The sequence below is a fragment of the Streptomyces sp. CB02009 genome (assembly GCF_001905825.1).
GTDB lineage: Bacteria > Actinomycetota > Actinomycetes > Streptomycetales > Streptomycetaceae > Streptomyces.
In genome coordinates, this window is sequence record NZ_LIVV01000005.1 from 172,668 (window position 1) to 198,230 (window position 25,563).

Consider the following 25,563-nt stretch of genomic DNA (forward strand, 5'->3'; position numbering starts at 1 on the left):
CCCGCCCGGCCCCGTACCGGCGACTAGCCCAGCGCCTGCCGCAGGTCCGCCAGCAGGTCGTCGACGTTCTCGATGCCCACCGAGAGACGGACGAGGTCGGCCGGAACCTCCAGGGCGGAACCCGCGACGCTCGCGTGGGTCATCCGGCCCGGGTGCTCGATGAGGGACTCGACACCGCCGAGGGACTCACCGAGGGTGAAGAGCTGCGCACGGTTGCAGACCTCGACGGCCGCCTCCTCGCCGCCCTCCACGCGGAACGAGATCATGCCGCCGAAGGAACGCATCTGCTTGGCGGCGACCTCGTGCCCCGGGTGCTCCGGGAGACCCGGGTAGAGGACCTGCGTGACCTTCGGGTGCTGGACCAGCATCTCGACGATCTTCTCGGCGTTCTCGCTGTGCCGGTCCATGCGGACCGCGAGGGTCTTGATGCCGCGCAGCACGATCCACGAGTCGAACGGGCCGGCGACCGCGCCCATCGCGTTCTGGTGGTACGCCAGCTCCTCGCCGAGCGCCTCGTCGGCCGTCACCAGCGCGCCGCCGACGACGTCGGAGTGGCCGCCCATGTACTTGGTGAGGGAGTGCACGACGACGTCCGCGCCCAGCGCCAGCGGCTGCTGGAGGTACGGCGAGGCGAAGGTGTTGTCCACGACGAGCTTCACGCCGGCCTGGCGGGCGACGCCCGCGATCGCCTCGATGTCGGTGATGCCGAGCAGCGGATTCGACGGGGTCTCGACCCAGATCAGCTTCGTGCGGTCGTTGACGGCGCCGCGCACCGCCTCGACGTCGGAGGTGTTCGCGACGGAGAAGTCGACGCCCCAGCGCTGCACGACCTTGGCGAACAGCCGGAACGTGCCGCCGTAGGCGTCGTTCGGGATGACCACGTGGTCACCGGGCGCGAGGAGCGCGCGCAGCAGGCAGTCCTCGGCGGCCAGGCCCGAGGCGAAGGCGAGACCGCGCCGGCCGCCCTCCAGGGCCGCCAGGTTCTCCTCAAGGGCCGTACGGGTGGGGTTGGCGCTGCGGCTGTACTCGTAACCGCCGCGCAGCCCGCCCACGCCGTCCTGCTTGTAGGTGGACACCTGGTAGATGGGCGGGACGACCGCGCCGGTCAGCGGGTCGGCGGTGTTGCCCGCGTGGATCGCGCGGGTCTCGAAGCTCTGGTGAGAGTGCTGGTCGCTCATGTGTCAGGAGCGTAGTCCCGAGCGGCCCCCGGCGCCGCGATCGTCTCACCACGCGTCCTGGACAATGGACACCATGGAGATTCTCTGGTTCCTGATCGCGCTGGGCCTGCTGTTCGGCGTCCTCGGCCCCTACCTGCTGCGCCGCCGCGGTGGCGGCATCCGGCAGGTCGCTCCGGGCGCACCCGACGCGGCGGACCCGGAGGCGTACGGATTCGTGCGCCAGGAGGACCAGGACGTACGGCTCCCGGGCGCGGACGACGAGCTCCTGCACGTCCTCGACGTCGTCCAGGCCACCCAGGACTGGCGGGCCGCGTCGCGGCTCCTCGCCGCCACCGACAAGGAGGGCGAGGTGCGCTGGCAGCGCGTCCAGGCCTTCGCGGGCGCCGCGTCCCTGGAACTCCAGGAGCGGCCCGGCGTCGGCGGCGCCTGGCTGCGGACGTGGCGGGCGGAGGCCCCGAAGGACGCGGGCGGCGCGGCCGTGCACGGCGAGTTCCTGGTGCAGCAGGCCTGGCGTTCCTCGGCGGCCGGGACCGAGGACTTCCGGATCATCCTGGAGGAGGCGCGGAAGGTCACCGAGGAGGCCGCGCTGCTCGCCCCGGGCGACCCCGTCCCCTCCATCACGCAGCTGGCCGTGGCCCGCGGCCTCGGCTACAGCCACGAGCAGTTCGACCAGGTGTGGGCGCGGGTCATCGACCGGGCGCCGCAGCACATGGGCGCGCACCTCGCGGCCCTGCACTACTGGTGCGAGAAGTGGCACGGCTCCCGCGAGGAGGCCGACCACTTCGCGACGACGGCCGCGGCGCGCGCCCCGCGGGGTTCGCTGCTCGCGGCGCTCCCGCTGTTCGCGGTGTACGAGCACGTGCCGGACGTGGTGCTCGTCCAGGACTTCTTCCGTACGGCCGTGGTGTCGAAGGCGATGGACGGCGCGCTGTACGCGGTGCACTCGGCCCGGTCCGACGACCCGATGCTGGCGCACGTGCGCCATCTGCTCGTCTGGTTCCTGGTGCGCGGCGAACGCTGGGCGGAGGCCATGCACCAGCTGGTGAAGGTCGACGGGCACGTGGGCGCGGTGCCGTGGACGCTGAGCGGCGACCCGGCGGCGGAGTTCACGGTCTTCCGGAACCTGGCGGTGGCGGGGTACGAGGCGAACGGCGGCAACCCGGCGACGCTGCCGCACTGACGGCGCGGAGGGCGGGCGCCCCTCCGAGGGACCCCTTCGGGGCCCCCTTCCCGGAGCCCCTCCGAGGAGCGCCTCGGGGAATCCCTCCGCGCCCGCCGGCGTTGTGACCACTGCCGACCGTCGAGGAGAGATGCAGCATGTTCCTGTCCCGCACCCCCGTCCTCCCCACCCCCGAGCAGGCCCTGCGCGGCCGTCCCGAGCCGGAGTTCGCCGTTCCCGAGCGCCACACGGTCCTCGGCAACGCGCTCCTCGGCCCGTACCCGGAGGGCCTGGAGGTCGCCGACTTCGCCCTCGGCTGCTTCTGGGGCGCCGAGCGCAAGTTCTGGCAGACCGAGGGCGTCTGGACCACCCTCGTCGGCTACCAGGGCGGCTACACGCCGAACCCGGCCTACGAGGAGGTCTGCTCGGGCCTGACCGGTCACACCGAGGTCGTCCGGGTCGTCTTCGACCCGGCGAAGGTCTCGTACGAGTCCCTCCTGAAGCTCTTCTGGGAGTCCCACGACCCGACCCAGGGCTTCCGCCAGGGCAACGACGTGGGCACCCAGTACCGCTCGGCCGTCTACACCCACTCCCCCGCCCAGGCGGCGACCGCCGACGCCTCCCGCGAGGCCTACCAGCAGGTCCTGACGGGCTCCGGCTACGGCACGATCAGCACGGAGATCCTCCCGGCGGAGGGCCGCGCCTTCTACCCGGCGGAGGGATACCACCAGCAGTACCTGGACAAGAACCCCGGGGGCTACTGCGGCATCGGCGGCACGGGCGTCTCGTGCCCGATCGGTGTCGCGAAGGCACCCGGGGAGTGAGCAGCGCCCCGCTCGCCGACCCGGCCCACGAGCGGCTGACCCGGCTCTGGCAGGCCCACCGGCCTGCCGGGCCGGTGCTGCCGTGGGAGCTGAAGACGGCCTACGCGAGCCGCTGGGTGCGGTTCCACAGCCTGCCGGGGTCGAAGCGCTACGCGGAGGACGAGACCGAGTACGCGATCCTCCTCGACCGGTACAACACGGTCCTCGACGAGCTGTTCGCGGGCGGCGAGGTGTACGTGGTGACGATCGACTGGGCCGACCCGTCCGAGCCCACGCACTGGTCGGCCCACCGCGCCGCCCTCCACCCGGAGGGCACGCTGTGGACCACCCTGGACGAGACCGACCATCCGGATCCGGACGATCACATCCGCTGGTTCTACTACGCCGACCGCCGACCGTGGCGACGTGGATGCGTCGATCCGCTGTTCCGCGCCGCCGCGGACGAAGCGCTTCCCGGCGTCTTCGTGACGGACACGGGCCTCACCCGTATCCACGCTCCGTACGACGGGGGCGCGGACGTCGTCCTCGCCACCCCCGAGGAGCGGGACCGGCTGCGCGACCGGCACACCGCGTGGCTGTCCGCGCACCCTTCGGGCTACTGATCAGTGCCCTCCTGGACGACGCCGTAAAAGCAGCGGCGGCACCGCACCCCCGGTAGCTACACTCGCCGGCATGGGTGCGTTCTACTTCTTTCTCTGATTCCGGCCGAGGACACGGTCCGACCCGCTGATCCGCCGCCCCCGGGGCGCGGCAGTGGTGGTCCCGTTGTCCCCTCTCCGGCCCGAACGCCCCCCAGCACCCAGGGAAAGATCCCATGCGCGACCGCGCCCAGTTGACCCTGAAAGACGTCTCCAAGTCCTACGGGGACCGCTCCGTCCTCGACCAGCTCACGCTCACCGTCCGCCCGGGCGAGAAGGCCGCCGTCATCGGTGAGAACGGCTCCGGCAAGTCCACCCTGCTCCGGCTCCTGGCCGGGGCGGAGGCGCCCGACACCGGCGAGGTGACCGTCCGCTTCCCCGGCGGCGCCGCACGTCTCGCCCAGACGCTCGCCGAGACCCTCGGCCTCGGGCCCGAGCACACCGTGCGGGACGCCGTCGACGCGGCGCTCGCCGAACTCCGTTCCATGGAGCGGGAGATGCGGGCCGCCGAGGAGACGCTCGGCTCCGCCACACCCGGGGAACTCGCCGCGTACGGGGAACTCGCCGCCCGCTACGAGGAGCGCGGCGGCTACCAGGCCGACGCCCGGGTGGACGCCGCCCTGCACGGGCTCGGCCTCGGTCACGTCCCGTACGGGCGGCGCCTCGGCACGCTCTCCGGCGGCGAGCAGTCCCGGCTCGCCCTCGCCTGCGTCCTCGCCTCGGGCGCCGAGCTGCTGCTCCTCGACGAACCGACGAACCACCTCGACCGGGCCGCCGCCGACTGGCTGGAGGAACGGCTGCGCGCCCACCGCGGCACCGTCGTCGCGGTCACCCACGACCGGGCGTTCCTGGAGGGGATGGCGACCACGATCCTGGAGGTCGACCGGGACACCCGCGCGGTGACCCGGTACGGCGACGGCTGGTCCGGCTACCGCGCGGCGAAGGTCGCGGCGCGGCGCCGCAGGGTGCAGGAGCACGAGGAGTGGCGGGAGGAGCTGGCCCGTACCGAGGAGCTGGTGGCGGCGGCCGGGCAGCGGCTCGCGGGGGCCGGGAAGGACCCCCGGCAGGGCTTCGGCAAGCACCGCCGCTCGCACGAGAACAAGCTGTCGGGGCAGGTCAGGGCGGCCCGGGTCAGGCTGGAGCAGCTGCGGAGGTCCCCGGTCCCGGCCCCGCCGGAACCCCTGCGCTTCACGGCCCGGATCGCGACGGCGGCCCCCGGCGCCGAAGGAGGCTCCGTCGACGGGCCGCTCGTCGAGCTCGCCGACGTCGTCGTCGGCGAGCGGCTGCGGATCGACGCGCTGCGGGTCTCGGCCGGGGACCGGCTGCTCGTGTCCGGGCCCAACGGCGCCGGCAAGACGACCCTGCTCCGGGTCCTCGCCGGGGACCTGTGTCCCGACCGCGGGACGGTCGGCCGTTCGGGCCGGGTCGGCCGGCTGCGCCAGGAGCTGCCCGCCGTGCCGTCGCCGAAGCCGCTGCTCACGGAGTACGCGGCGGGGCGTCCCGGTCCGCCCGAGGAGCACGCGGCGGAGCTGCTCGCCCTCGGGCTCTTCCGGGAGGAGGACCTGTCCGTGCCGGTGGCGCGGCTCTCGGTGGGCCAGCAGCGCCGTCTGGAGCTGGCCCGGCTGGTGACCCGGCCGGTCGATCTGCTGGTGCTGGACGAGCCGACCAACCATGTGGCGCTCTCCCTGGTGGAGGACCTGGAGGAGGCTCTGGCGGCCTTTCCGGGGGCGGTGGTCGCGGTCTCCCACGACGAGCGCTTCCGGGCGGGCTTCGGCGGCCGGCGGCTGGAGCTCCGGTCAGGCCTGGTCGCCTGACGCGGCCCGCATGGCGGCGGCCGTCGCCGCCGGGTCGTACCCGTCCGCGACGCCCTCGATCAGGAGGATGTCGCCGGCCATGTGGCGGGTGCGGAGCGGTATGAGGGCCTGGTAGGCGGCGGAGGCGTACCAGGCGCGGGCGTCGTCGTAGGACGGGAAGCCGATGATGACGACGGCGCCCGGCCACTCGCCCTCGGGGACCTCGCGGGCGGGTGCGCCGTGGACGAGGAAGCGGCCTCCGAAGGGGTCCAGGGTGCTCTGGACGCGCTCCATGTAGGTGAAGACCTCCTCGTCGAGGACGGGCTTCGGGTGCAGGTTTCCGATGGCGTATGCGGTCATGATCGAAGAATGCCTGAGCATGCGCCGTGGAGTCGATGACCTCTGAGGTCATGATCGGCGTCATGATCGACGTCCTGCCCGGCCTCATGATCGCGACACCCGTCCGCCGGAGCGGACGGGTGTCGGCGCACGGTGTCGGCGCGGGGTGTCAGCCCCGCGGTGTCAGCCCGCGGTGTCGGCGCCCGGTGTCAGATCGTCGCCGCGTCGATCACGAAGCGGTAGCGGACGTCGCTGGCGAGCACCCGCTCGTACGCCTCGTTGATCTGCTCGGCGCGGATCACCTCGATCTCCGCGCCGAGGCCGTGCTCGGCGCAGAAGTCGAGCATCTCCTGCGTCTCGGCGATGCTGCCGATCATCGAGCCCGCGAGGGTCTTGCGGCCGCCGATGAGGGAGAAGAGGTTGACGGAGACGGGCTCCTCGGGGGCGCCGACGTTGACGAGGGCGCCGTCGGTCCTGACCAGGCCGAGGTAGGCGTTGAAGTCCAGCGGCGCGGAGACCGTGGAGATCACCAGGTCGAAGGTGCCGGCCAGCTCGGTGAAGGTCGCCGGGTCGCTGGTGGCGTAGTAGTGGTCGGCGCCAAGCTTCAGGCCGTCCTCCTGCTTCTTCAGGGACTGGCTGAGGACGGTCACCTCGGCGCCGAGCGCGTGGGCGATCTTGACGCCCATGTGGCCGAGGCCGCCGAGGCCGACGATCGCGACCTTCTTGCCGGGGCCGGCCTGCCAGTGGGCGAGCGGCGAGTAGAGGGTGATGCCGGCGCAGAGCAGCGGGGCGGCCTCGTCGAGGCTGATGCCCTCGGGGATGCGCAGGGTGTAGTTCTCGTCGACGACGATGTGGCTGGAGTAGCCGCCGTAGGTGGGCTCGCCGTCGGTGCCGACGGCGTTGTACGTGCCGGTGCCGCCGGTGACGCAGTACTGCTCCAGACCCTGGAGGCAGTACGCGCACTCCCGGCAGGAGTCGACGAAGCAGCCGACGCCGACCCGGTCGCCGACCTGGAAGCGGCTGACCCCGGGGCCGACCTCGGCGACGATTCCGGCGATCTCGTGGCCCGGGACCATCGGGAAGATGCCCTCGCCCCAGCCGTTGCGGGCCTGGTGGATGTCGGAGTGGCAGATGCCGGCGTACTTGATCTCGATGAGGACGTCGTGCTCGCCGACGGGCCGGCGCGGCACGGTGGTGCGCTCCAGCGGGGCGTTGGCGGCGGGTGCGGCGTACGCGGGGACGGTGGTCACGTTCGTGGTCATGGCTCCAGCCTGCGCGAGGGCGCGGGCATCACCCAGCCCCCTGTTCTGCCTACGTCCAGCGTGCCTACCACTGGCAGGGACAGGAACAGCCGTCCGCCGGGACGCGCGACCTGGGATAATCGGGACGCATGGATCTCAGTGCCGAACTCAGCGAATTCCTTCGCTCGCGCCGGGCCCGTCTGAAGCCGGAGGACGTGGGTCTGCCGGAGTTCGGGCGCCACCGCCGGGTGCCCGGGCTGCGCCGCGAGGAGCTGGCGCAGCTGGCCGGGGTGTCGGTGGCGTACTACACCCGGCTCGAGCAGGGCAACGGCCGCAATGTGTCCATGGAGGTGCTGGACTCGATCGCGCGTGCCCTGCGGCTGAGCGACACGGAGCGGGCGCATCTGACGCATCTGGCGAAGCCGACGGCGAAGAAGAAGCAGCACCGGGCGGCGATCGCCCGCCCCCAGCAGGTGCGGCCGGGGCTGCGGCATCTGCTGGACGCGATGGAGGGCGTTCCCGCGTTCCTCGTGGGCCGGCGGCTCGACATCCTGGCCTGGAACCGGATGGCGCGGGCTCTGATGGGCGACTTCGAGGCGATGGAGCCGGCCGAGCGCAATGTGGCCAGGATGGTCTTCCTGGGGCCCAACTCGCGTGATCTGTACCGGGACTGGGAGTGCAAGGCGACCGAGGTGGTGAGCGTCCTGCGGCTGTACGCGGGCTGCTACCCGGAGGATCCGGCGCTGCTCGCGCTGGTCGGCGAACTGTCGGTGCGCAGCGAGGAGTTCCGCTCGCTGTGGGCGGCGCACACGGTCGCGGACAAGGGGCACGGGACGAAGGTGCTGCGGCATCCGCTGGTGGGCGAGATGACGCTGACGTACGAGAGCATGCAGGTGGCGGGCGGGGACCCGGACCTGATGCTCATCACGTACCAGGCGGAGCCGGGGTCGGCGTCGGCGGACGCGCTGCGGCTGCTGGCGCAGTGGGGTGTGGACGAGCCGGCGGACACGCTGAGGTGACAGGACGGGAAGGGCCCCCTCCGCCAGGAGGGGGCCCTTCCCGTGTGCGTCCGGGGGATCAGGCGGCCGAGCCGGCCTTCCAGTCCGCCCAGCTCATGTTCCAGCCGTTGAGGCCGTTGCTGGGGGCGATCGTCTTGTCCTTGGAGTTCTTGACGATCACGACGTCGCCGACGATCGAGTGGTCGTACAGCCAGGCGGCCTGCTGGTTCGGGTCGCCGGCGCCCTTGACGTCGTTCAGGCCGACGCAGCCGTGGCTGGTGTTGGCCGAGCCGAAGATCGAGTCCGGGCCCCAGTAGTTGCCGTGGATGAAGGTGCCGGACGTGGACAGGCGCATGGCGTGCGGCACGTCCTTGATGTCGTACTCGCCCTTGCCGTCGTCGTCGGTGAAGCCGACGGTCGCGCCGTTCATCCGGGTCTCCTTGAACTTCTCGGAGATCACCATCTGACCGTTGTAGGTCGGGTTGTCCGGGGAGCCGGCGGAGATCGGGATGGTCTTGATCGTCTTGCCGTCCTGGGTGACCGTCATGGTCTTGGTGGCGACGTCGACGGTGGAGACCTGGTTGCGGCCGATCTTGAAGGTGACGGTCTTCTGCTGGACGCCGAAGACACCGTCGGCGCCCTCGACGCCGTCGAGGTCGAGCTTGAGGGTGACGGTCGAGCCCTCGGTCCAGTAGTCGTCCGGACGGAAGTCGAGGCGCGTGCCGTCGAACCAGTGCCCGACGATCTCCTGGCCGCTGCTGGAGGTCACCGTGATGCCGGCCTGGACGGCCTTCTTGTCGGTGATCGCCTTGTTGAAGTTGATCGAGACCGGCATGCCGACGCCGACGGTCGAGCCGTCCTCCGGCGTGAAGTTGCCGATGAAGCTGTTGGCCTTGGAGACCGTGGTGAACGAGGAGTTCTCGTGCGCCTCCAGGCCCTCCGCGTCCGTGGCCGTGGCGGCGATCTTGTAGACCGTGGCGCGCTCCAGCTGACCGGACGGCTTCCAGCTCAGGCCGTCGGCGGCTATCTCGCCCTTGACGGCCTCGCCCTCGGCGGAGGTCATGACGACCTCGGTGAGCTTGCCCTCGGTGACGGAGACCTTGGCGTCGTTGTTGATGGAGGCGTTCTGCGCGCCGTTCTTCGGCGAGATCGTGATCTTCGCCTTGGAGGTCTTCTGCGCTGCCGCCTCGTCGACCTGGGCCTGTGACTGCGGCGTCGCGGAACCGGAGGAGCCCGCGCCCTTGTCCTCGTCGCTGCACGCCGAGAGCACCAGCACACCGCTGAGCACGGCGGCCGCGGCGGCCAGGCTCCTGCGGCGGCGCTTGCCGTCCGTCATCACACGCTTCTCCATCGTCGCCGATCCCCTGCCAACTTCTTGATAAGAACGCCCATGACACCCCGTCCGTTCCGGAAGCGGAGCGTTTGTGGGGAACACCACTGCCCGACACGCTCGTACGGTCCCGACCGGTTCCCGGAGCCTCAGTGGCCCCCGTCACCTTTCGCCCGCTGGTCGCGAGGCAGGCCCCGGGACGCCGTCCCGGGGCCTGCGAACAGGTCGGATACCGGTCCTACGACCGGTCGTCGTCGTCTTCCTCCTGCCCATTTTCCTCGCCGAGATCCCACTCCAGCGCATCGGGGTCGTACTCGATCTCCTCACTGCTCCAGGAGGCCTGGACCATCTCGATGCCGGGGACGTCCCGGATCAGGTCGAAGGGCTCGACGAGGTACGCGAGGGCCTCGGCGCTGTCCTCGTTCGCGGCGGCACGGGCGGGCACCCGCTCCTCCTCGGGCATGAACTCGTCGGCGTCGATCCTGGCCTCGGCCGCCGAGGCCAGTGCGGCCGGTCCGTCGATCTCCAGGACCACATCGACCCGAAGGCGTACATAGCGCGGTGTCTCGGAAGTACTCATGGGTCGGAGCGTAGGCGCCCCGGGGGTCCCGGCTTTCCCACGACCCGCTGTGTTCATTAGCATCGGCGCACCGACCAATTCGCGGTTTCCGCAAGGGGGATCGAAATTTCCGTGTCCGCCGCCCGCCGCCCACTGCTGACCGCGACCGCCGCGGGCACGCTGCTGTGCGCCCTGTGGTTCGTCCCGAACGCCAACGCCACCGACGAGCAGGGCGGGGTACGGATCGGGGTGATCCAGGACGGCCCCGCCGCGGGCGAGGGGCGCCTGGCGGAGACCGGCGGCGGGGACACGCTGCCGTACCTGCTGGGCGGGACGGGCTTCCTGGGGGTCGGGGCGGGTTTCGTGGCGCTGGCGATGCACCGCCGCGACCGGACGTCCTGAGCGGCCGTCTCCGTAGCGCTTTCCGTACTGTCTTCGGCGCGCTTTCCGTACACACACGTGTGACCCGCCCCGGGAGTCCGGGACGGGTCACACGTCTTCTCAGGGTTACGCCAGCGGGCCGGTGACCGGCTCCACCGCGGCGAGCAGCTTCCCTTCGCGTACGAAGGTGTCGGCGGCCGCCAGGTCGGGGGCGAGGAACCGGTCCGGGCCGGGGCCCTGGACGCCGGCCGCGCGCAGCGCCTCGATGGCGGCGGCGGAGGCGGGCGCCGGGGACAGGCCGTGGCGGAGCTCGATGCCGCGGGTGGCGGCGTACAGCTCGACGGCGATGATCCGGTTGAGGTTGCCGATCGCGATGCGCAGCTTGCGGGCGGCGGACCAGCCCATGGAGACGTGGTCCTCCTGCATCGCCGAGGACGGGATGGAGTCGGCGGAGGCCGGGACGGCGAGCCGCTTCATCTCGCTGACCAGGGCGGCCTGGGTGTACTGGGCGATCATCAGGCCCGAGTCGACACCGGCGTCGTCGGCGAGGAAGGGCGGCAGGCCGTGCGAGCGGTTCTTGTCGAGGAGCCGGTCGGTGCGGCGCTCGGCGATGGAGCCGAGGTCGGCGGCGGCGATGGCGAGGAAGTCGAGGACGTACGCGACGGGCGCGCCGTGGAAGTTGCCGTTGGAGCGGACCTGGCCGTCGGGGAGGACCACCGGGTTGTCGACGGCGGCGGCCAGCTCGCGCTCGGCGACGAGCAGGGCGTGGGCCATGGTGTCGCGGCCGGCGCCGGCGACCTGCGGGGCGCAGCGGACCGAGTAGGCGTCCTGGACGCGGGGGGCCTCGCCGCTCTGGAAGTGCCCGGTGAGCTCGGAGCCCTTGAGGACGGCCAGCATGTTGGCGGCGGAGGCCGTCTGGCCCGGGTGCGGGCGGATGGCGTGCAGCTCGGGTTCGAGGACCTTCTCGGTGCCGAGGAGGGCTTCGAGGGAGAGGGCGGCGGTGATGTCGGCCGACTTGTAGAGGGTGTCGAGGTCGGCGAGCGCCATGATCAGCATGCCGAGCATGCCGTCGGTGCCGTTGAGGAGGGCGAGGCCCTCCTTCTCCTTGAGCTCGACGGGGGCGATGCCGTGGGCGGCGAGCAGCTCGCCGGCGGGCCGGAGCTCGCCGTCGGGGCCCTCGGCGTCGCCCTCGCCCATGAGCGCGAGGGCGCAGTGGGAGAGCGGGGCGAGGTCGCCGGAGCAGCCGAGGGAGCCGTACTCGTGCACGACCGGGGTGATGCCGGCGTTGAGGACGTCGGCCATGGTCTGCGCGACCTCGGGGCGGACGCCGGTGCGGCCGGAGGCGACGGTCTTGAGCCGCAGGAACATCAGGGCGCGGACGACCTCGCGCTCGACGCGCGGGCCCATGCCGGCGGCGTGCGAGCGGACGATGTTGCGCTGGAGCTGGGCGCGGAGCTCATGGCCGATGTGCCGGGTGGCGAGCGCGCCGAAGCCGGTGGAGACCCCGTAGACGGGCTCGGGCTTGGCGGCGAGCGCGTCGACGATGTTGCGGGCGGCGGCCAGGGCCTCCACGGCCTCGGGCGACAGCTCGACGCGGGCGCCGTGGCGGGCGACGTCGATGACGTCCTGCGGGGTCGTGCCGGACGTGCCGAGGACGACTGTCTGCATATCCATATTCAGCACCCTACGGATTGAAGACCAACCTGTCACTAGGTGAGGGGTCACCGGCTCGACAGGGGACGGCCCCTTACTGGACCGCGAGCGCCGGTCCACCGGACCGCTGCCGCGGGACCGGCGGCCACCGGCGGGTTCCAGTCTGCCGCCCGGGGGCGCCGGCGACGCGGGAGGCGGCGCCGGGGGTGCCGCCGGAAGGGAGGGAGGCAGGGGGTGGACAGGTCGGGGCACTCTCTAGGGTCGGCCCATGACGAGAACCACGCCGCCGCGTCCACTCGACGTCGAAGCGCTCTTCCCTGAACTGGCCGCCCACCGGGGCACCACCACCCGCCTGCACCCGCGGCCGGGCCGTCCGGGCCTGTCGGAGAGCTCGGTCGGCGGACCGGTGCTGTGGCCCGCGGACGAACCGTGGCCGGTGTGCACGGAGACCCACGGACGCGGGCGCGGGAGGCGGCCCGAGGACGTCCGCCGCGGGCGCGAGGTCCGGGCCGCCGCGCACGCGCGGGAGCCGTACGAGGGCCTGACGGAGGAGGAACGGCGCCTCGTCGAGGAGCTGGAGCGCGAGCACCGGGTGCCGGGGGCGAGCGAGGACGAGCCGGTGCCGATGATCGGCCTCGCGCAGCTCTACGCGCGCGACGTCCCGGACCTCCCGGCGGGGCCGGACGGCGCCGACCTGCTCCAGGTCTTCTGGTGCCCGTTCGACGCCCACGGCCCCACCGGCTACGGCATGTTGCTCCACGTGCGCTGGCGGAGGGCGGCGGAGGTGACCGACGTACTGACGTCGCCGCCGGTTCCGGAGGTCGTCGGCTACGAGGGGTACGTACCGGAGCCGTGCGTCCTGCACCCGGAGCAGGTGGTCACGTACCCCTTCGCGGGACTGCTGCCCGAGGAGCTGTGCGAACGGATCTACGCCTGGGAGGAGGCGCTGGAGGAGGAGGCGGAGGAACGGGAGGACGGCGGGGAGGAGGCCGACCCCGTCGGCTACCAGTACGACCTGTCGATCCCGCCCGGCTGGCGGGCCGGCGGGTACGCGTCCTGGCACAAGACGGACCCGTACGCGATGGACTGCACGACCTGCGCGACCCCCATGCACCTGCTGCTGACCGTCGACACGTCCGAGTGGGACGGCGGCAGCGGAAGCTGGACCCCGCTGGAGGAGCAGGGCCTCCACCCCAGCGTGGCGGCCCTGCCGACCGCGGTCGTCGTCGGCAACCACGGCGAGCTGAACGTCTTCGCCTGCCCCGCCGATCCGGGACACCCGGCGCGGTGGAGCGTGCAGTAGGTCAGAGCGCGCGGATCCGCGCGAAGGCGGTGAAGGCGACCGAGGCGTTGGGGGTGGCGGTGCGTTCGAAGCGGACGCCGCAGGGAGCCGTACGCGTCATCAGCACGTCGCCCGCGCGGAGCGGCGGCGCCTGAGGGCCCGTCACTCGTACGGGGGGTCTTCACTCCGCGTGTCGCTGCGGGCATATGCCCGTACGGTACGTTCGCAACAAATCGGCCCACGTCGTCGGCGGGAACCAACGACGCGGGCCTGAACCACTAGTGGACTAGGCCCCACCGTGATCTACCGGAACTTTATCGCGCCCTCTCGCGCCTTCAGCCAGTTCTCTCACGAGATCATCCGGCACCCGCGCCTCGACTCCCATGCCGCGCGGCTCCTCACCTGGCAGCTCTCGCTCCCCGCACACGCGCGGGAAACCCTGTCGGAGACCGCAAAGCGGGCTCGGATCGGGGCGACCTCCTTCACCACGGCCAAGCGCCAACTCAAGGCGGAGGGGTACGTGCACGAGCGGCGCGTGCAGGTGGGCGGCGGACTCTGGGTGACCCAGCAGCTCGTCTCCAGCTCTCCGTTACGCCCGGAGGAAGCCGCCAAGATCTTCGCCCGCATGCCCGTGCACAGCGGCGTCGAGCGGGTGTACGCGCAGGTGGCACCGAGTACCCCGGTCCCGGCCGTCGGTCACCCGACGCCCCCGTCGACCGACGGTCATCCAGAGAAACACCGCAGGGAGAACACCTCCGACCTTCCGGCGGAGCCGGGGTCGGGGGGTGAGGGGGGGCCTACGTCGGAGCCAGCGCTTGCGTTGGAGGCGAAGCCCGGGACCGAACCGGTGTCGGAATCGGCGTCGGCATCGGCGTCGGAACCGCAGGTCCCTGAGTCCGCCGGCGAAGTCCCGGCGACCGCACAACTCGACGAAGCACGCGCGCTCGTCGGCGCGTTGCCACTCCTCTCCCCCGCACTCCGGCACATCCCACCCGGCATGCGCGAGGAGCTCACGCGACTCACCGCCCGCTGGCTGGCCGCCGGACACACCTCGGCCGACGTGCACGAGCACGTCCTGCGCGGCCTGCCGGGCGCCGGAACGCCCGTACAGCGGCCGGGCGGGCTCGTGCGGTACCTGCTGCGCGAGGTACCGCCCCGCACCCTCCCCCGGCCCGAACCGTCGACCTCCCCGCCCGGCCCTCGCCTCTCGTCGCGCCTCCAAGGCGCGCGGGAGTGCGCGGGCGGCGCACACACCCAGCCCATGCTCTTCCGGCCGGTCGCCGACGAGGTGCTCTGCTCCGAGTGCCTCGGGTGGGGTCCTCAGGGTGGGCCGGGTGTGTGAGTGACGGGTGGGACCGCCCTCTTTCCGAGAGTCGCTCCTTCCGGCGGTGCGTCAAGGGCGCTCCTTCGTCGCGTCGGCTTCGCCGATTCCGCTGCGCTCCACCCTTGACCCACCACCTCCAGAAGCGAGAACACTCTCGGAGGGCGGTCCAGGGGACCGGGTCCACGCCAGGCCTCGGGCAGTGGCCGGGGGCGGCGGGCGTGTGCCGACCGGTGGGTGGGTGCGCGGTTGTTGAATGGGGCAGTTGGGCCCGGCTCAGCGGCGGAAGGTCGTTCGTGGTGGGGCTTCAGGCCCCGCTGGTCACCCCCGGTGGGGTGTGAGTGGAGGAAACTGCGGGCTACTCCGAGTAACACGACCCGAAAGATGCCCTATGAGGGGCGAATCGCCCTTATCGGGCGTTGAAAGTGTAAGAAACTCACACCGACCCCACCCCACCGCCCACCGGCAGTGACCAGCGGGGCCTGAGTCCCAGCCCAACGACGAAGGGCAGCCGCTAAGCGCCGCCGGGCCGCCCCATTCAACAACCGCGCACCCCGAACCGGCCGACCGGAGCCCACTCACCCCCGCCACAAACCAAGCCCCCCACCCACCGGCGATCAGACGCCCCCAAGCGGCGGCCACTACCCGGGCCCTGGCGTCGGCCCCGGCCCTCGGCCGCCCTCCGAGTGTGAAAAGGCGGCCTCCGCCGCCGGGTCAAGGGTGGGCGCAGCCCATCGGCGAAGCCGACGCGACCGCAGGGAGCGCCCTTGACGCGGCGGCGGAGGCCGCCACACTCGGAAAGAGGGCGGCCGCACCCGCACCCCACCAACCCGGCCCACCCCCAGGACCTCGCCCTCACCTCACCCCCCACCCCCCACCGGCGGGTCCACCGGTGGCGCGTCCCTGAACCTCCTTCGGTCCCGGGCTCCCGGCGGCGCGTCCGCCAGGCGGACGACCGTGCCGTCGCGGCCCGCCACCACCGGTTTCGACGAGCGGGCCGCCTTCGCCTGGTACTGGGCCGCGTCCGCGAGGCGGAAGAGGCGGCGGGCCGACCTCAGCGGGCCGATCGGGTCGCCCGTGGACGCCACCCCGCAGGCCACGCCCTCCCCCAGCTCCAGCTCCGCCGCCCGTACGCAGAGCTCCTCCGCGACCGCCACCACCTCGTCCGCCGTCGGGCCGACCGTCAGGAGGCAGAACTCGTCGCCGCCGAGGCGCGCCGCCAGGGCGCCCGGGAGCATCGCTCCGCAGCGGGAGAGGACCGATCCGAAGCGTTCGAGCAGCCGGTCTCCCACCGCGTGGCCGTGGGTGTCGTTGACCCGCTTGAGGCCGTTCAGGTCGCAGACCATCAGGCTGACCACCGAGCCGTCCACCCGGTAGCGCTCGATCGCCTCGTCCAGGCGGGTGTCGACGGCCCGGCGGTTGGCCAGTCCCGTCAGAGGATCGGTGAACGCGAGCTTGCGGACCTCCTCCAGGCGTTCCGCCTGCGCGATGCCCGCCGCGACCACCGCCGCGAGGACGGTGGCGAAGTCGGCGTCCGCACGAGTGAAAGGTTTCTCCTGCGGTGGGCGGGCCACGTACAGCTCGCCCCACGCCCGGCCGTGCAGCACGATCGGGGCGACCACGCAGCAGCCCCGCCCGCGCCGCCGCAGGCCGGCCACCCGGCCCGTCGGGACCGGGTCCTCTGCGGTCTCCACCCAGGCGTCCGGCTCGCCGCCGCCCGCCCACTGCTCGTGCAGGAACTCGGTGATCTCGGGGAACTGGTGCACCGGATACGTCTCCGAGTCCGGGAACTCCTCCTCGCCCACGGCCCGCTCCCCGGCGTTCACCAGGACCTTGAGGCGTCCGTGGTCCCGCTGCCAGACGGAGAGGGCGGCGAAGGTGCCGTCGAGCCCCTCGCAGGACCCGAGCGCCGCCGCCCGCCAGAACTCGCGTGGAGTGTGCGCCGCCGCCATCCCCTGCGCCAGCGCCACTACGGCCCGCAGCCGTCCGTCCTCACCCATTCCTCCAGCTTAGGGAGGTTCGACCCGTTTTCACCTTCGAGACGTCACCGTACGTGACATTCGCTGCGGAACGGCGGGGCTCACTCGCCCGGCCAGTTCGGCTTCCGCTTCTCGTTGAAGGCCGCCACACCCTCCGCGCGGTCACCCGAGAACGCCACCGAGCGCCAGGCCGCGTCCTCCACCTCGAGGCCCGCCCGCAGGTCCAGGCCCTGGCCCAGCCGCATGGCCTTCTTCGCGGCCCGCAGCCCGACGGGCGAGTTCGCCGCGATCCGGCCCGCGAGCTCCAGCGCCGCCGTCCGCGCGTCCTCCTCCAGGAGGTCGACCAGGCCCAGCTCGCGGGCCTCCGCGGCCTCCACCCGGCGGGCCGTGAAGACCAGCTCGGCCGCGCGCGCCGCGCCCACCCGGCGCGGCAGCAGCTGCGTACCGCCGCCGCCCGGGATGACGCCCACGGACACCTCGGGGAGTCCGACCACGGCGGTCGCGTCGGCCACGATCACGTCGCAGGCGAGCGCCAGCTCGAAGCCGCCGCCGAGGGCGAAGCCGTGCACGGCGGCGACGGTCGGCATGGGCAGCTCCAGGACGCCGGTGTAGGCGGCGCGGGCGGTCGGCCGCTGGCGGACCAGCTCGGCGTCGGTGAAGGAGTTGCGCTCCTTGAGGTCGGCGCCGACGCAGAACGCCCGGTCGTTCGAGGAGGTCAGCACGGTGACGCGGACCGAGGGGTCGGCCGCGAGCGCGTCGCAGGCGGCGCCGAGGGAGCGGGCCATCTCGGACGAGACGGCGTTCATCGCCTTGGGCCGGTCGAGGACCAGCTCGGCGACGTGCCCGTTCCCGTCCTTCCGGACCACCACGAACTCACCGAAGCGCTGCTCGGACATGACCGCACCCTCCCGATCCAGAGCCTGTTAACGGCTGTTAACAGGCGTGCACGGGAGATCCTAGGTGGGGCGGCGGGTCAGGAGCCAGGGTTCGACGACGCCGAGACCGCGGACGGGCCGCTGCCACATCGGCTGGAGCGCGAAGCGGTACGTGGCGGCCTGGCGGCCCTCCTTCTCCGCGTGGGCGGCCTCCTCGGCGGCCTGCGTCTCCGAGGCGGGCGCCTCACCCGTCCTGATCAGTTCCTCCGCGAGCGCGCCGTCGACGAGGACGGCGTCCTTCGGCGCTATCGAGGTGAGCCGGCTCGCCAGGTTCACGGTCGTGCCGAAGACGTCGCCCATCCGGGTCGTCACCGTGCCGAAGGCGATGCCGACGCGCAGCGCGGGCATCGTCTCGTCGTGGCCGAGGGTCTCGATCAGGCGCAGCGCGATCTCGGCGGCCGTACCGGCGTCGTCCGCGGCGTACAGCACCTCGTCGCCGAGGGTCTTGATGAGCCGGCCGCCGTGTGCGGCGACGAGGTCGGCGCAGGTCGTCTCGAAGGCCTCGACGAGCTCGCCGAGCTCCTCCTCCTCCAGGCGGCGGGTCAGCCGGGTGAAGCCGACCAGGTCCGCGAAGCCGACCGCGAGCCGCCGGTCGACCATCTCCTCGTCGTCGGCGGCCTGCACGAGCACCCGGCCGGTGGCGGCGGCGAGCTGCCGCCGCCAGACGTAGATGAGGAACTCCTCCAGCTCGGGCAGGAGCAGCTCGACCAGCGGATACGTGACCTCGGTGCGGGTCATGCCGGGCTCGGGCGGCTCGGTGAGGCCCTCCAGGAAGGAGTCGATCTGCCATTCGGCGAGCCGGGCGGTGGTCTGTCCGGTGGAGCGGGCGACCTGCACGGCCATCGGTTCGCTGAGCAGTCCGGCCTCGACGAGTCCGGCCAGTCGGCGCAGGGCGAGGACGTCGGCCTCGGTGAGCGCCTTGGCCTGGCCGATGTCGGCGAAGCCCATGGCGCGCCAGAAGCGGGAGGCGAGTTCCATGGAGACGCCGGCCGTGCGGGCGGCCTGGAACGGGGTGTACCGGCGGTCCGCGCCGAGGATGAGCTGTTCGAGGCGGATGGCGAGCGGATCGTCGCTCGGCTCGGCCGTGTGGTCGACCTCGTGATGGGGGGTGGGGTACGTGGGAGGCTCGGGCGCGCCGCCCTCGTTCTCGTCGTCGACGGTCACCGGCCGCCTCCTGCCCGTTCCCTGCCCACTTGCCCTGCCGATCTGTCGCCCTGGATCGCGGTCCACGATACGACAGCTGTGGCTTGGCTCACGCCTTGAAGGCTGCCGCCCGTGTCCGTGGGCCTGTCGTGCGGGCCCTCCGGCCGTGCGGGGCCCCGTGGGCGCGGCGCGCCCTCGGGGGTTGCACGGCCGCGAGGGCGCGCCGCGCGTGGGGTGGTCGCCGGGTCCGCCTACGTGCGCAGGTGGACGATGTCTCCGGCGCCGACGGCTTCCGTGCCGCCGCCCTCGGTGGCGACGACCAGGCGGCCGTCTCCGTCCAGGGCCACGGCTTCGCCCTCCAGCATCCGCTCGCCGGGCAGCTCGGCCCTGACGCGGCGGCCGAGGGTGGCGCAGCCGGCCGCGTAGGCCGCCTGGAGGCCGGATGCGGCGGGGTCTCCGTCGGCCCGTACCCAGTCGCCGTACCACTCGGCGAGGGAGCGCAGGACGGCGCGCAGGAGGGTGTCGCGGTCGGTGGAGGCGGCGCCGGCGAGGAGCAGCGAGCCGGCCGCCGGGACGGGGAGTTCGTCCTCACGGAGGGTGACGTTGATGCCGAGGCCGACGACGATGCCGTCCGCTCCGGCCCGCTCGGCGAGGATGCCGCCGGTTTTGCGCTCCTCGCCTCCGACGGAAACCAGCAGGTCGTTGGGCCACTTGAGGGACATGTCGACCCCGGCGGACTTCGCGAGGCCGGTGGCGGCGGCGACGCCGGTGAGCAGGGGGAGCCAGCCCCAGCGGTGGACCGGTACCTCCGGCTTGAGGAGGACGGAGAGGAAGAGTCCGGAGCGGGCGGGTGCCGTCCAGCTGCGGTCGAGGCGGCCGCGGCCGGTGGTCTGCTCCTCGGCGACGAGTACGGCGCCCTCGGGCAGCTCGTCGGCGCGGGCGGCGAGGTCGCTGTTGGTGGATCCGGTGCTCGTGACCACGTCGAGCGAGGTCCACAGACCGTCGGGGAGGACGAGGGCGCGGCGCAGTGCGGGGGCGTTCAGCGGGGGCCGGTCGAGGTCGGACCAGGGTCCGCCGGAGCCTTGGGAGGACGTCATGCAAGCCAGACTAGGTGTGGCAAAGACCGCAGTGCCGAACCGTATCGGCGTCGATACGCTACGGCTCAGTAGCTGAGCAGTAGCCCATTCGTAGTCAACGAACCCCCCGTGACCAGGCAGGGAGCCGCATCCCGATGTCCGAGCCGGCAGAGCAGTACGAGATCGACATTCACACGACCGCAGGCAAGATCGCGGACCTCAAGCGCCGTATCGACGAGGCCACTCATGCCGGCTCGGCGCGTGCGGTGGAGAAGCAGCACGCGAAGGGCAAGTTGACCGCGCGCGAACGGATCGCCCTGCTGCTCGACGAGGGCTCGTTCGTGGAGCTGGACGAGTTGGCCCGGCACCGGTCGACCAACTTCGGTCTGGAGAAGAACCGTCCGTACGGAGACGGTGTCGTCACCGGCTACGGCACGGTCGACGGGCGTCCGGTGGCCGTGTTCTCGCAGGACTTCACGGTCTTCGGCGGGGCGCTCGGCGAGACGTACGGGCAGAAGATCATCAAGGTGATGGACTTCGCGCTGAAGACGGGCTGCCCCGTCATCGGCATCAACGACTCCGGCGGCGCCCGTATCCAGGAGGGTGTGAGCGCGCTCGGCATGTACGGCGAGATCTTCCGTCGCAACACCCATGCCTCCGGGGTGATCCCGCAGATCTCGCTGGTCGTCGGCCCGTGCGCGGGCGGTGCGGTGTACTCCCCCGCGATCACCGACTTCACGGTGATGGTGGACCAGACCTCGCACATGTTCATCACGGGTCCCGACGTCATCAAGACGGTGACCGGTGAGGACGTGGGCTTCGAGGAGCTGGGCGGCGCCCGGACGCACAACGCGACCTCGGGCGTGGCGCACCACATGGCGGGGGACGAGAAGGACGCCATCGAGTACGTGAAGTCCCTGCTGTCGTACCTTCCGTCGAACAACCTGTCGGAGCCGCCGGCCTTCGCGGAGGTCGCGGAGACCGAGGTGACGGACGAGGACCGGGAGCTGGACACGCTGATCCCGGACTCGGCGAACCAGCCGTACGACATGCACAAGGTCATCGAGCACGTGCTCGACGACGGTGAGTTCCTGGAGACGCAGTCGCTGTTCGCGCCGAACATCCTGACCGGCTTCGGCCGGGTGGAGGGTTTCCCGGTCGGCGTGGTGGCGAACCAGCCGATGCAGTTCGCGGGGTGCCTGGACATCGACGCGTCCGAGAAGGCCGCGCGGTTCGTCCGCACCTGCGACGCGTTCAACATCCCGGTGCTGACGTTCGTGGACGTGCCGGGCTTCCTGCCGGGCGTGGACCAGGAGTACGGCGGCATCATCCGGCGTGGCGCGAAGCTGATCTACGCGTACGCGGAGGCCACGGTGCCGCTGATCACGGTCATCACGCGGAAGGCCTTCGGCGGCGCGTACGACGTGATGGGCTCCAAGCACCTGGGCGCGGACCTGAACCTGGCGTGGCCGACGGCGCAGATCGCGGTGATGGGCGCGCAGGGCGCGGTCAACATCCTGCACCGCCGGACGATCGCGGAGGCGGAGGACCAGGAGTCGGAGCGGGCGCGGCTGATGCGGGAGTACGAGGACGCCCTGCTCAACCCGTACATCGCGGCCGAGCGCGGGTACATCGACGGGGTGGTCATGCCGTCGGACACGCGTCCGCAGATCGTGAAGGGGCTGCGTCAGCTGCGGACGAAGCGGGAATCCCTGCCTCCGAAGAAGCACGGCAACATCCCGCTCTAGGCCGCTCCGGACCTGACCCTTCAAGGAGTCGACATGATCAAGGTCGTACGAGGAAACCCGACCCCGGAGGAGTTGGCCGCCGCACTGGCGGTGGTTCAGGCGCGGGCCGCGGCGTCGGCGGCGGCGTCCGCCGACGGTGGCGGCCCGGCGGTGCCGGAGGGCTGGTCGGATCCGTCCCGGATCGCGCGGTCGGTGCGTCACCGGCCGGGTCCGCGGGCGTGGGCGCGGTCGTACTGGCCGGTGTAGCCGGTCGTGGAACGGCGAGAAGGGCCGGACTCCCGTGGGGGTCCGGCCCTTCTCGCGTCCCCGCCACCCGTCACGTGCGGCGCAGGAAGAGGCCGGCCAGGACGGCTCCGGCGGTGACGATCGCGGCGTTCACGAGGACCGCGAGGCCGATGCCGTCGAGGAGGACGGGCGCGGTGACGACGACGGCGCTCATGATCGGGGTGCCCATGGTGATGCCGATCTGCTGGGTCATGGTCGCGAGTCCGGTCGCGGTGCCCTGCTCGTGGTCGGGGATCCCGGAGGTGGCGGTGACCATGAAGCCGACGATGGCGAGCATGTTGCCGATGCCGCCGGCGAAGGTCGCGGCGAGGAGCAGCCAGAGGCTTCCGGGGCCTTCGCCGAGTCCGTACAGGGAGAGGGTGGCGACGGCCTGGAGGAGGCCGCCGGAGACCAGGGCCGTACGGGCGCCGAAGCGGCCGATGAAGCGGGAGGCGAACACTCCGCCGAGGACCGTGCCCGCGCCGAGGACGCCGAAGGAGAGGCCGGCGGCGAGCGGGGAGAAGTCGAGGACGTCCTGGAGGTAGAGGGTCATCAGGAAGACCAGGGAGGTCTCGGTGACGAAGGCGACGAGCCCGGCGAGGTTGCCCCAGACGACGGTGCGGCGCTTGAGGATGTGGAGCGGGACGAGGGGGGCGGCGGCCCGGCGTTCGACGAGGACGAAGGCGACCAGGAGCGCGGCGCCCGCGGCGAGGGCGATGAGCGCGGTGGGGTCGGTCCAGCCGTGTTCGCCGCTGACGGTCAGGCCGTAGACGAGGGCGAGGAGTCCGCCGGTGACGGTGATCGCGCCGGGGATGTCGAGGCGGGGGCGGACGGCCGGGCGGCTCTCGGTGAGGACGGCGGGGGCGACGAGGAGGACGGCGAGGGCGACCGGCACGTTGACGAGGAACGCCCAGCGCCAGGAGAGCAGGTCGGTGAGGACGCCGCCGAGGATCGCGCCGGTGGTGAAGCCGGCGGACATGAGGGCGCCGTTGAGTCCGAGGGCGCGGGCGCGCAGCGGGCCCTCGGGGAAGGAGGCGGTGAGCAGGGAGAGCCCGGCGGGGGTGACGGCGGCGGTGGCGAGGCCCTGGGCGACGCGGGCGGCCATCAGCATCTCCGGGCCGGTGGCGAGGCCGCCGACGAGGGAGGAGACGCCGAGGAGCGCCATGCCGCCGAGGAAGAGCCGGCGGCGGCCGACGAGGTCGGCGACGCGCCCGAAGAGCAGGGTGAATCCGGCTGCCGCGAGGGCGAAGGCGGTGGCGATCCACTGGAGGCCGCCGAGGCTGAAGCCGAGTCCCTGGCCGATGACGGGCAGGGCGACGTTCAGGATCGAGAAGTCGACGGCGAGCATGAACTGGGCGAGGAGGAGGACGACGAGGACGAGGCGCATCCGTCCGGTCATACGGGCGTCCGCGGGCCCGGCGGCCGGGGCCTCGGGCTGTGCGGCGGGCGTGGGGTGGTCCAGGGCAACCATGCGTACGACCCCTTAATGGGAGACTGGTTCCGTTAAGATGTCCCGTACCGTAGCAGAGTCGATGGCGTTAATGGAACAGGAGACCCATTTGACTGAGAGCCAGCCGGCCTCGCCCGGCACCCTGCGCCCCGGCGGCCGCACCGCGAAGGTCCGCAGGGCCGTCCTCGACGCCACCCGGGACGCGCTCGCCGACACCGGCTTCCACGCCCTGAACATGGACCGGATCGCCGCGACCGCGGGCGTCGGCAAGACCACCGTCTACCGCCGCTGGGGCTCCACCGTCGGCCTGGTCACCGACCTCCTGCACGACATGGCCGAGCAGTCCCTGCCCGCCTCCGACACCGGCAGCCTCGCGGGCGACCTGCGGACCAACGCCGAACTCGTCCGCGCCACCCTCACCGACCCGCGGATGGGCGCCGTCTTCCGCGCGGTCATCGCGGCAGCCGCCTGCGACGAGGACTGCGCCCGCGCGCTCGCCGACTTCTACCGGACCCGGCTCGGCGAATGGGCCCCCGTCGTCGCCAAGGGCGAGGCCCGCGGCGAGGTCCCGGCCGGGACGGACCCGACCGAACTGCTCCGCGCCGTCTCCGCGCCGCTCTACTACCGCTTCGCGGTCACCCGCGAGGAGGTCACGGCGGACGTGGCGGAACGAGCGGTCACGGCGGCGCTCGCGGCGGCGCGGGACGGGGTGTTCATCAGGGCGTAGGACGCGGGCGGTCCTCCGTTCGTCCGCGAATAGTCCCTCGGCACCCGGGCGCCTGAGTATCCGTACTCAGGCGCCCGGCCCGCCCCGGCCGCAGGATCGGAGGCATGCTGTGGTCCGACCCGAAGAATCAGCCGCCGAAGTTCATGCGCGACATGCAGGCGATGCTCAGCCGCGCGGGCGTGCTGCTGGCCCTGGCGATGGTGGTGGCGATGTTCGTGGTCAGCGCCCGCTGAGCCCGGGACTGGCTACGCTGCCCCCATGACTGCTGATCCGCGCCGTGTCGTGCTCGCCTCCGCCTCCCCCGCCCGCCTCAACCTGCTCCGTCAGGCCGGGCTCGCCCCCGAGGTGATCGTGAGCGGCGTCGACGAGTCCAAGACGCACGCCCCGACACCGGCCGAGCTCGCGCTCGCCCTCGCGGAGGCGAAGGCCGCCCATGTCGCCGCCCGCCCCGAGGCGTTCGGCGCCCTGGTCATCGGCTGCGACTCGGTCCTGGAGCTCGACAAGCAGGCCCTCGGCAAGCCGGCGGACGCGGAGGAGGCCACCGCGCGCTGGAAGGCGATGCGCGGCCGGGTGGGCATCCTCCAGACGGGCCACTGCGTGTACGACACGGCCGCCAAGCGCTACGAGTCGGCGACGGCCTCCACCGTGGTCCGCTTCGGCGAACCGACGGACGCCGAGATCGCGGCGTACGTGGCGAGCGGCGAACCGCTGCACGTGGCGGGCGCCTTCACCCTGGACGGGCGCTCGGCACCGTTCATCGACGGCATCGACGGCGACCCGGGCAATGTGATCGGCCTGTCGCTGCCGCTGCTGCGCACCCTGCTCGGGAAGCTGGACGTGCAGATCACCGACCTCTGGGCCTGACGGGCCGTCGCGCGGCCGCCGGCGCTCCTCGACGGGCGCCGGTACTCCTCGACGGCCGCCGGTACTCCTCGACCGGCGCCGTTGCTCCTCGATGGCGCCGCCTCGCGGGGGCCTACGCGGGGGCCGGTGCCCCCTCGTGGGGCTCGGCGGGCTCGGCGGCCTTCTCGTCCCCCTTGCCGTACGCCACGAGGGTGAGCACGATCAGGCCGAGCACCAGCATCATGAAGGCGAACGCGCCCCAGCCGACGAGGCCGACGGTGACCGCGCCGAGGACGCCGTGCACGATCGCGCAGCCGATGAGCAGACCCCGGCCGACACGCCCGGGACGGCGGTCGCGGACGCCGGCGAGGAGGGCGACCAGGCCGCAGAGGGCGAGCGCGACGCCGGAGGCGATGCCGAGCGCCCAGGTGCCGGTGTACATCGCGTCGGGGTCCATGCCGTCGAGGGACATCGTCTGGATCTTGACGAAGCGTGCCATCACCGCGTTGATCGCGACGATCCCGGGCGCTTCGAGGAACAGCACCGCCGCCGTCACGAGAGCTATCGGTCTGCGGGCCACCTCGGCCACCCCCTGGATACGACTGTTACCGACAGTACGATCGACAGCGCGAAGGCTACTGGCCGGTAAACCCCTGGACAAGAGTGTGCGCACGACCGGCGACGGCGGACGGCGGCGCAAAG

At 72.4% G+C, this 25,563-nt stretch carries 26 protein-coding genes; 13 read left to right on the forward strand and 13 right to left on the reverse strand.

Going from position 1 to position 25,563, the window contains the following annotated elements; translation table 11 throughout:
- Nucleotides 1–23 precede the first annotated feature (23 nt).
- Nucleotides 24–1,178: a cystathionine gamma-synthase gene (locus AMK27_RS20250; protein ID WP_073910058.1), complete on the reverse strand. Its 1,155-nt coding sequence runs from the start codon at nt 1,176–1,178 to the stop codon at nt 24–26.
- A 73-nt stretch (nt 1,179–1,251) separates the two neighbouring features.
- Between AMK27_RS20250 and AMK27_RS20255 the strand changes: the two genes are divergently transcribed.
- From AMK27_RS20255 to abc-f, 4 genes are all read left to right on the forward strand, one after another.
- Nucleotides 1,252–2,358: a hypothetical protein gene (locus AMK27_RS20255; RefSeq protein ID WP_073911825.1), complete on the forward strand. Its 1,107-nt coding sequence runs from the start codon at nt 1,252–1,254 to the stop codon at nt 2,356–2,358.
- Nucleotides 2,359–2,495: 137 nt separating this feature from the next.
- Nucleotides 2,496–3,161, forward strand: a complete 666-nt coding sequence (gene msrA, locus AMK27_RS20260; protein WP_073910061.1) for a peptide-methionine (S)-S-oxide reductase MsrA — start codon at nt 2,496–2,498, stop codon at nt 3,159–3,161.
- Nucleotides 3,158–3,763, forward strand: a complete 606-nt coding sequence (locus AMK27_RS20265; protein ID WP_241847562.1) for a DUF3885 domain-containing protein — start codon at nt 3,158–3,160, stop codon at nt 3,761–3,763. Before msrA ends, AMK27_RS20265 begins: the two co-directional genes overlap by 4 nt.
- Before the next feature lie 212 nt (nt 3,764–3,975).
- Nucleotides 3,976–5,613, forward strand: a complete 1,638-nt coding sequence (abc-f, locus tag AMK27_RS20270) for a ribosomal protection-like ABC-F family protein (protein WP_073910064.1) — start codon at nt 3,976–3,978, stop codon at nt 5,611–5,613.
- Here the strand turns inward: abc-f and AMK27_RS20275 are convergent.
- The gene (locus tag AMK27_RS20275) at nt 5,596–5,952 is read right to left on the reverse strand and encodes a DUF1330 domain-containing protein (RefSeq protein ID WP_073910066.1); all 357 of its coding nucleotides are present in this window, start codon (nt 5,950–5,952) and stop codon (nt 5,596–5,598) included. The genes abc-f and AMK27_RS20275 overlap by 18 nt on opposite strands.
- Nucleotides 5,953–6,140: 188 nt before the next feature.
- Complete coding sequence (locus AMK27_RS20280) at nt 6,141–7,193, reverse strand: NAD(P)-dependent alcohol dehydrogenase (RefSeq protein WP_073910069.1); 1,053 nt, start codon at nt 7,191–7,193, stop codon at nt 6,141–6,143.
- A gap of 128 nt (nt 7,194–7,321) precedes the next feature.
- Between AMK27_RS20280 and AMK27_RS20285 the strand changes: the two genes are divergently transcribed.
- The gene (locus AMK27_RS20285; RefSeq protein ID WP_073910072.1) at nt 7,322–8,191 is read left to right on the forward strand and encodes a helix-turn-helix domain-containing protein; all 870 of its coding nucleotides are present in this window, start codon (nt 7,322–7,324) and stop codon (nt 8,189–8,191) included.
- 58 nt (nt 8,192–8,249) lie between these two features.
- Here the strand turns inward: AMK27_RS20285 and AMK27_RS20290 are convergent, their stop codons facing one another.
- Together AMK27_RS20290 and AMK27_RS20295 are read right to left on the reverse strand one after the other, a co-directional pair.
- Nucleotides 8,250–9,521 carry a L,D-transpeptidase gene (locus AMK27_RS20290; protein WP_073910074.1) on the reverse strand — a complete coding sequence of 424 codons (1,272 nt, stop codon included), beginning with the start codon at nt 9,519–9,521 and terminating at the stop codon, nt 8,250–8,252.
- A 217-nt stretch (nt 9,522–9,738) separates the two neighbouring features.
- On the reverse strand, nt 9,739–10,080 hold the full coding sequence (locus tag AMK27_RS20295; protein ID WP_073910077.1) for a hypothetical protein: 342 nt from the start codon (nt 10,078–10,080) through the stop codon (nt 9,739–9,741).
- A gap of 111 nt (nt 10,081–10,191) precedes the next feature.
- Here AMK27_RS20295 and AMK27_RS20300 point away from each other — a divergent pair, with 111 nt between their 5' ends.
- Nucleotides 10,192–10,461, forward strand: a complete 270-nt coding sequence (locus tag AMK27_RS20300) for a hypothetical protein (RefSeq protein ID WP_198955911.1) — start codon at nt 10,192–10,194, stop codon at nt 10,459–10,461.
- Between the two features lie 105 nt (nt 10,462–10,566).
- Here the strand turns inward: AMK27_RS20300 and hutH are convergent, their stop codons facing one another.
- The gene (gene hutH, locus AMK27_RS20305) at nt 10,567–12,108 is read right to left on the reverse strand and encodes a histidine ammonia-lyase (RefSeq protein ID WP_073910083.1); all 1,542 of its coding nucleotides are present in this window, start codon (nt 12,106–12,108) and stop codon (nt 10,567–10,569) included.
- A 253-nt stretch (nt 12,109–12,361) separates the two neighbouring features.
- On the opposite strand from hutH, the gene AMK27_RS20310 reads away from it, so the two are divergent.
- Nucleotides 12,362–13,396 carry a hypothetical protein gene (locus tag AMK27_RS20310; RefSeq protein WP_073910085.1) on the forward strand — a complete coding sequence of 345 codons (1,035 nt, stop codon included), beginning with the start codon at nt 12,362–12,364 and terminating at the stop codon, nt 13,394–13,396.
- 1 nt (nt 13,397) lies between these two features.
- Here AMK27_RS20310 and AMK27_RS42715 read toward each other — a convergent pair whose 3' ends face one another.
- Nucleotides 13,398–13,541, reverse strand: a complete 144-nt coding sequence (locus AMK27_RS42715) for a hypothetical protein (protein WP_158076925.1) — start codon at nt 13,539–13,541, stop codon at nt 13,398–13,400.
- Between the two features lie 831 nt (nt 13,542–14,372).
- Between AMK27_RS42715 and AMK27_RS43740 the strand changes: the two genes are divergently transcribed.
- Complete coding sequence (locus tag AMK27_RS43740; RefSeq protein WP_241847563.1) at nt 14,373–14,717, forward strand: hypothetical protein; 345 nt, start codon at nt 14,373–14,375, stop codon at nt 14,715–14,717.
- Between the two features lie 839 nt (nt 14,718–15,556).
- Here the strand turns inward: AMK27_RS43740 and AMK27_RS20320 are convergent.
- From AMK27_RS20320 to AMK27_RS20335, 4 genes are all read right to left on the reverse strand, one after another.
- A complete protein-coding gene (locus AMK27_RS20320; RefSeq protein WP_073910089.1) occupies nt 15,557–16,696 on the reverse strand; it encodes a GGDEF domain-containing protein in 1,140 nt (379 codons plus the stop codon).
- An 80-nt stretch (nt 16,697–16,776) separates the two neighbouring features.
- Complete coding sequence (locus tag AMK27_RS20325) at nt 16,777–17,571, reverse strand: enoyl-CoA hydratase/isomerase family protein (protein WP_073910091.1); 795 nt, start codon at nt 17,569–17,571, stop codon at nt 16,777–16,779.
- A 60-nt stretch (nt 17,572–17,631) separates the two neighbouring features.
- Nucleotides 17,632–18,774, reverse strand: coding sequence for an adenylate/guanylate cyclase domain-containing protein (locus AMK27_RS20330; protein ID WP_073910093.1), 1,143 nt, complete (start codon nt 18,772–18,774; stop codon nt 17,632–17,634).
- A 230-nt stretch (nt 18,775–19,004) separates the two neighbouring features.
- Nucleotides 19,005–19,850, reverse strand: a complete 846-nt coding sequence (locus AMK27_RS20335) for a biotin--[acetyl-CoA-carboxylase] ligase (RefSeq protein ID WP_073910095.1) — start codon at nt 19,848–19,850, stop codon at nt 19,005–19,007.
- A 134-nt stretch (nt 19,851–19,984) separates the two neighbouring features.
- On the opposite strand from AMK27_RS20335, the gene AMK27_RS20340 reads away from it, so the two are divergent.
- Together AMK27_RS20340 and AMK27_RS20345 are read left to right on the forward strand one after the other, a co-directional pair.
- A complete protein-coding gene (locus AMK27_RS20340) occupies nt 19,985–21,577 on the forward strand; it encodes an acyl-CoA carboxylase subunit beta (RefSeq protein WP_073910097.1) in 1,593 nt (530 codons plus the stop codon).
- Between the two features lie 33 nt (nt 21,578–21,610).
- Nucleotides 21,611–21,823, forward strand: a complete 213-nt coding sequence (locus AMK27_RS20345; RefSeq protein WP_073910099.1) for an acyl-CoA carboxylase epsilon subunit — start codon at nt 21,611–21,613, stop codon at nt 21,821–21,823.
- Nucleotides 21,824–21,893: 70 nt separating this feature from the next.
- On the opposite strand, the gene AMK27_RS20350 is transcribed toward AMK27_RS20345, so the two are convergent.
- Nucleotides 21,894–23,312 carry an MFS transporter gene (locus AMK27_RS20350; protein WP_073910101.1) on the reverse strand — a complete coding sequence of 473 codons (1,419 nt, stop codon included), beginning with the start codon at nt 23,310–23,312 and terminating at the stop codon, nt 21,894–21,896.
- Nucleotides 23,313–23,349: 37 nt separating this feature from the next.
- On the opposite strand from AMK27_RS20350, the gene AMK27_RS20355 reads away from it, so the two are divergent.
- The 3 genes from AMK27_RS20355 (at nt 23,350) to AMK27_RS20360 (ending at nt 24,882) form a co-directional block, all read left to right on the forward strand.
- A complete protein-coding gene (locus AMK27_RS20355; RefSeq protein ID WP_445194862.1) occupies nt 23,350–24,018 on the forward strand; it encodes a TetR/AcrR family transcriptional regulator in 669 nt (222 codons plus the stop codon).
- A gap of 104 nt (nt 24,019–24,122) precedes the next feature.
- Nucleotides 24,123–24,251: a morphogenic membrane protein MmpB gene (gene mmpB, locus AMK27_RS44185; RefSeq protein WP_274535747.1), complete on the forward strand. Its 129-nt coding sequence runs from the start codon at nt 24,123–24,125 to the stop codon at nt 24,249–24,251.
- Nucleotides 24,252–24,276: 25 nt separating this feature from the next.
- Nucleotides 24,277–24,882 (forward strand): nucleoside triphosphate pyrophosphatase, encoded by a 606-nt coding sequence (locus AMK27_RS20360; protein ID WP_073910105.1) that lies wholly within the window; start codon nt 24,277–24,279, stop codon nt 24,880–24,882.
- A 112-nt stretch (nt 24,883–24,994) separates the two neighbouring features.
- On the opposite strand, the gene AMK27_RS20365 is transcribed toward AMK27_RS20360, so the two are convergent.
- Nucleotides 24,995–25,441: a hypothetical protein gene (locus tag AMK27_RS20365; protein WP_073911830.1), complete on the reverse strand. Its 447-nt coding sequence runs from the start codon at nt 25,439–25,441 to the stop codon at nt 24,995–24,997.
- Nucleotides 25,442–25,563: the final 122 nt, after the last annotated feature.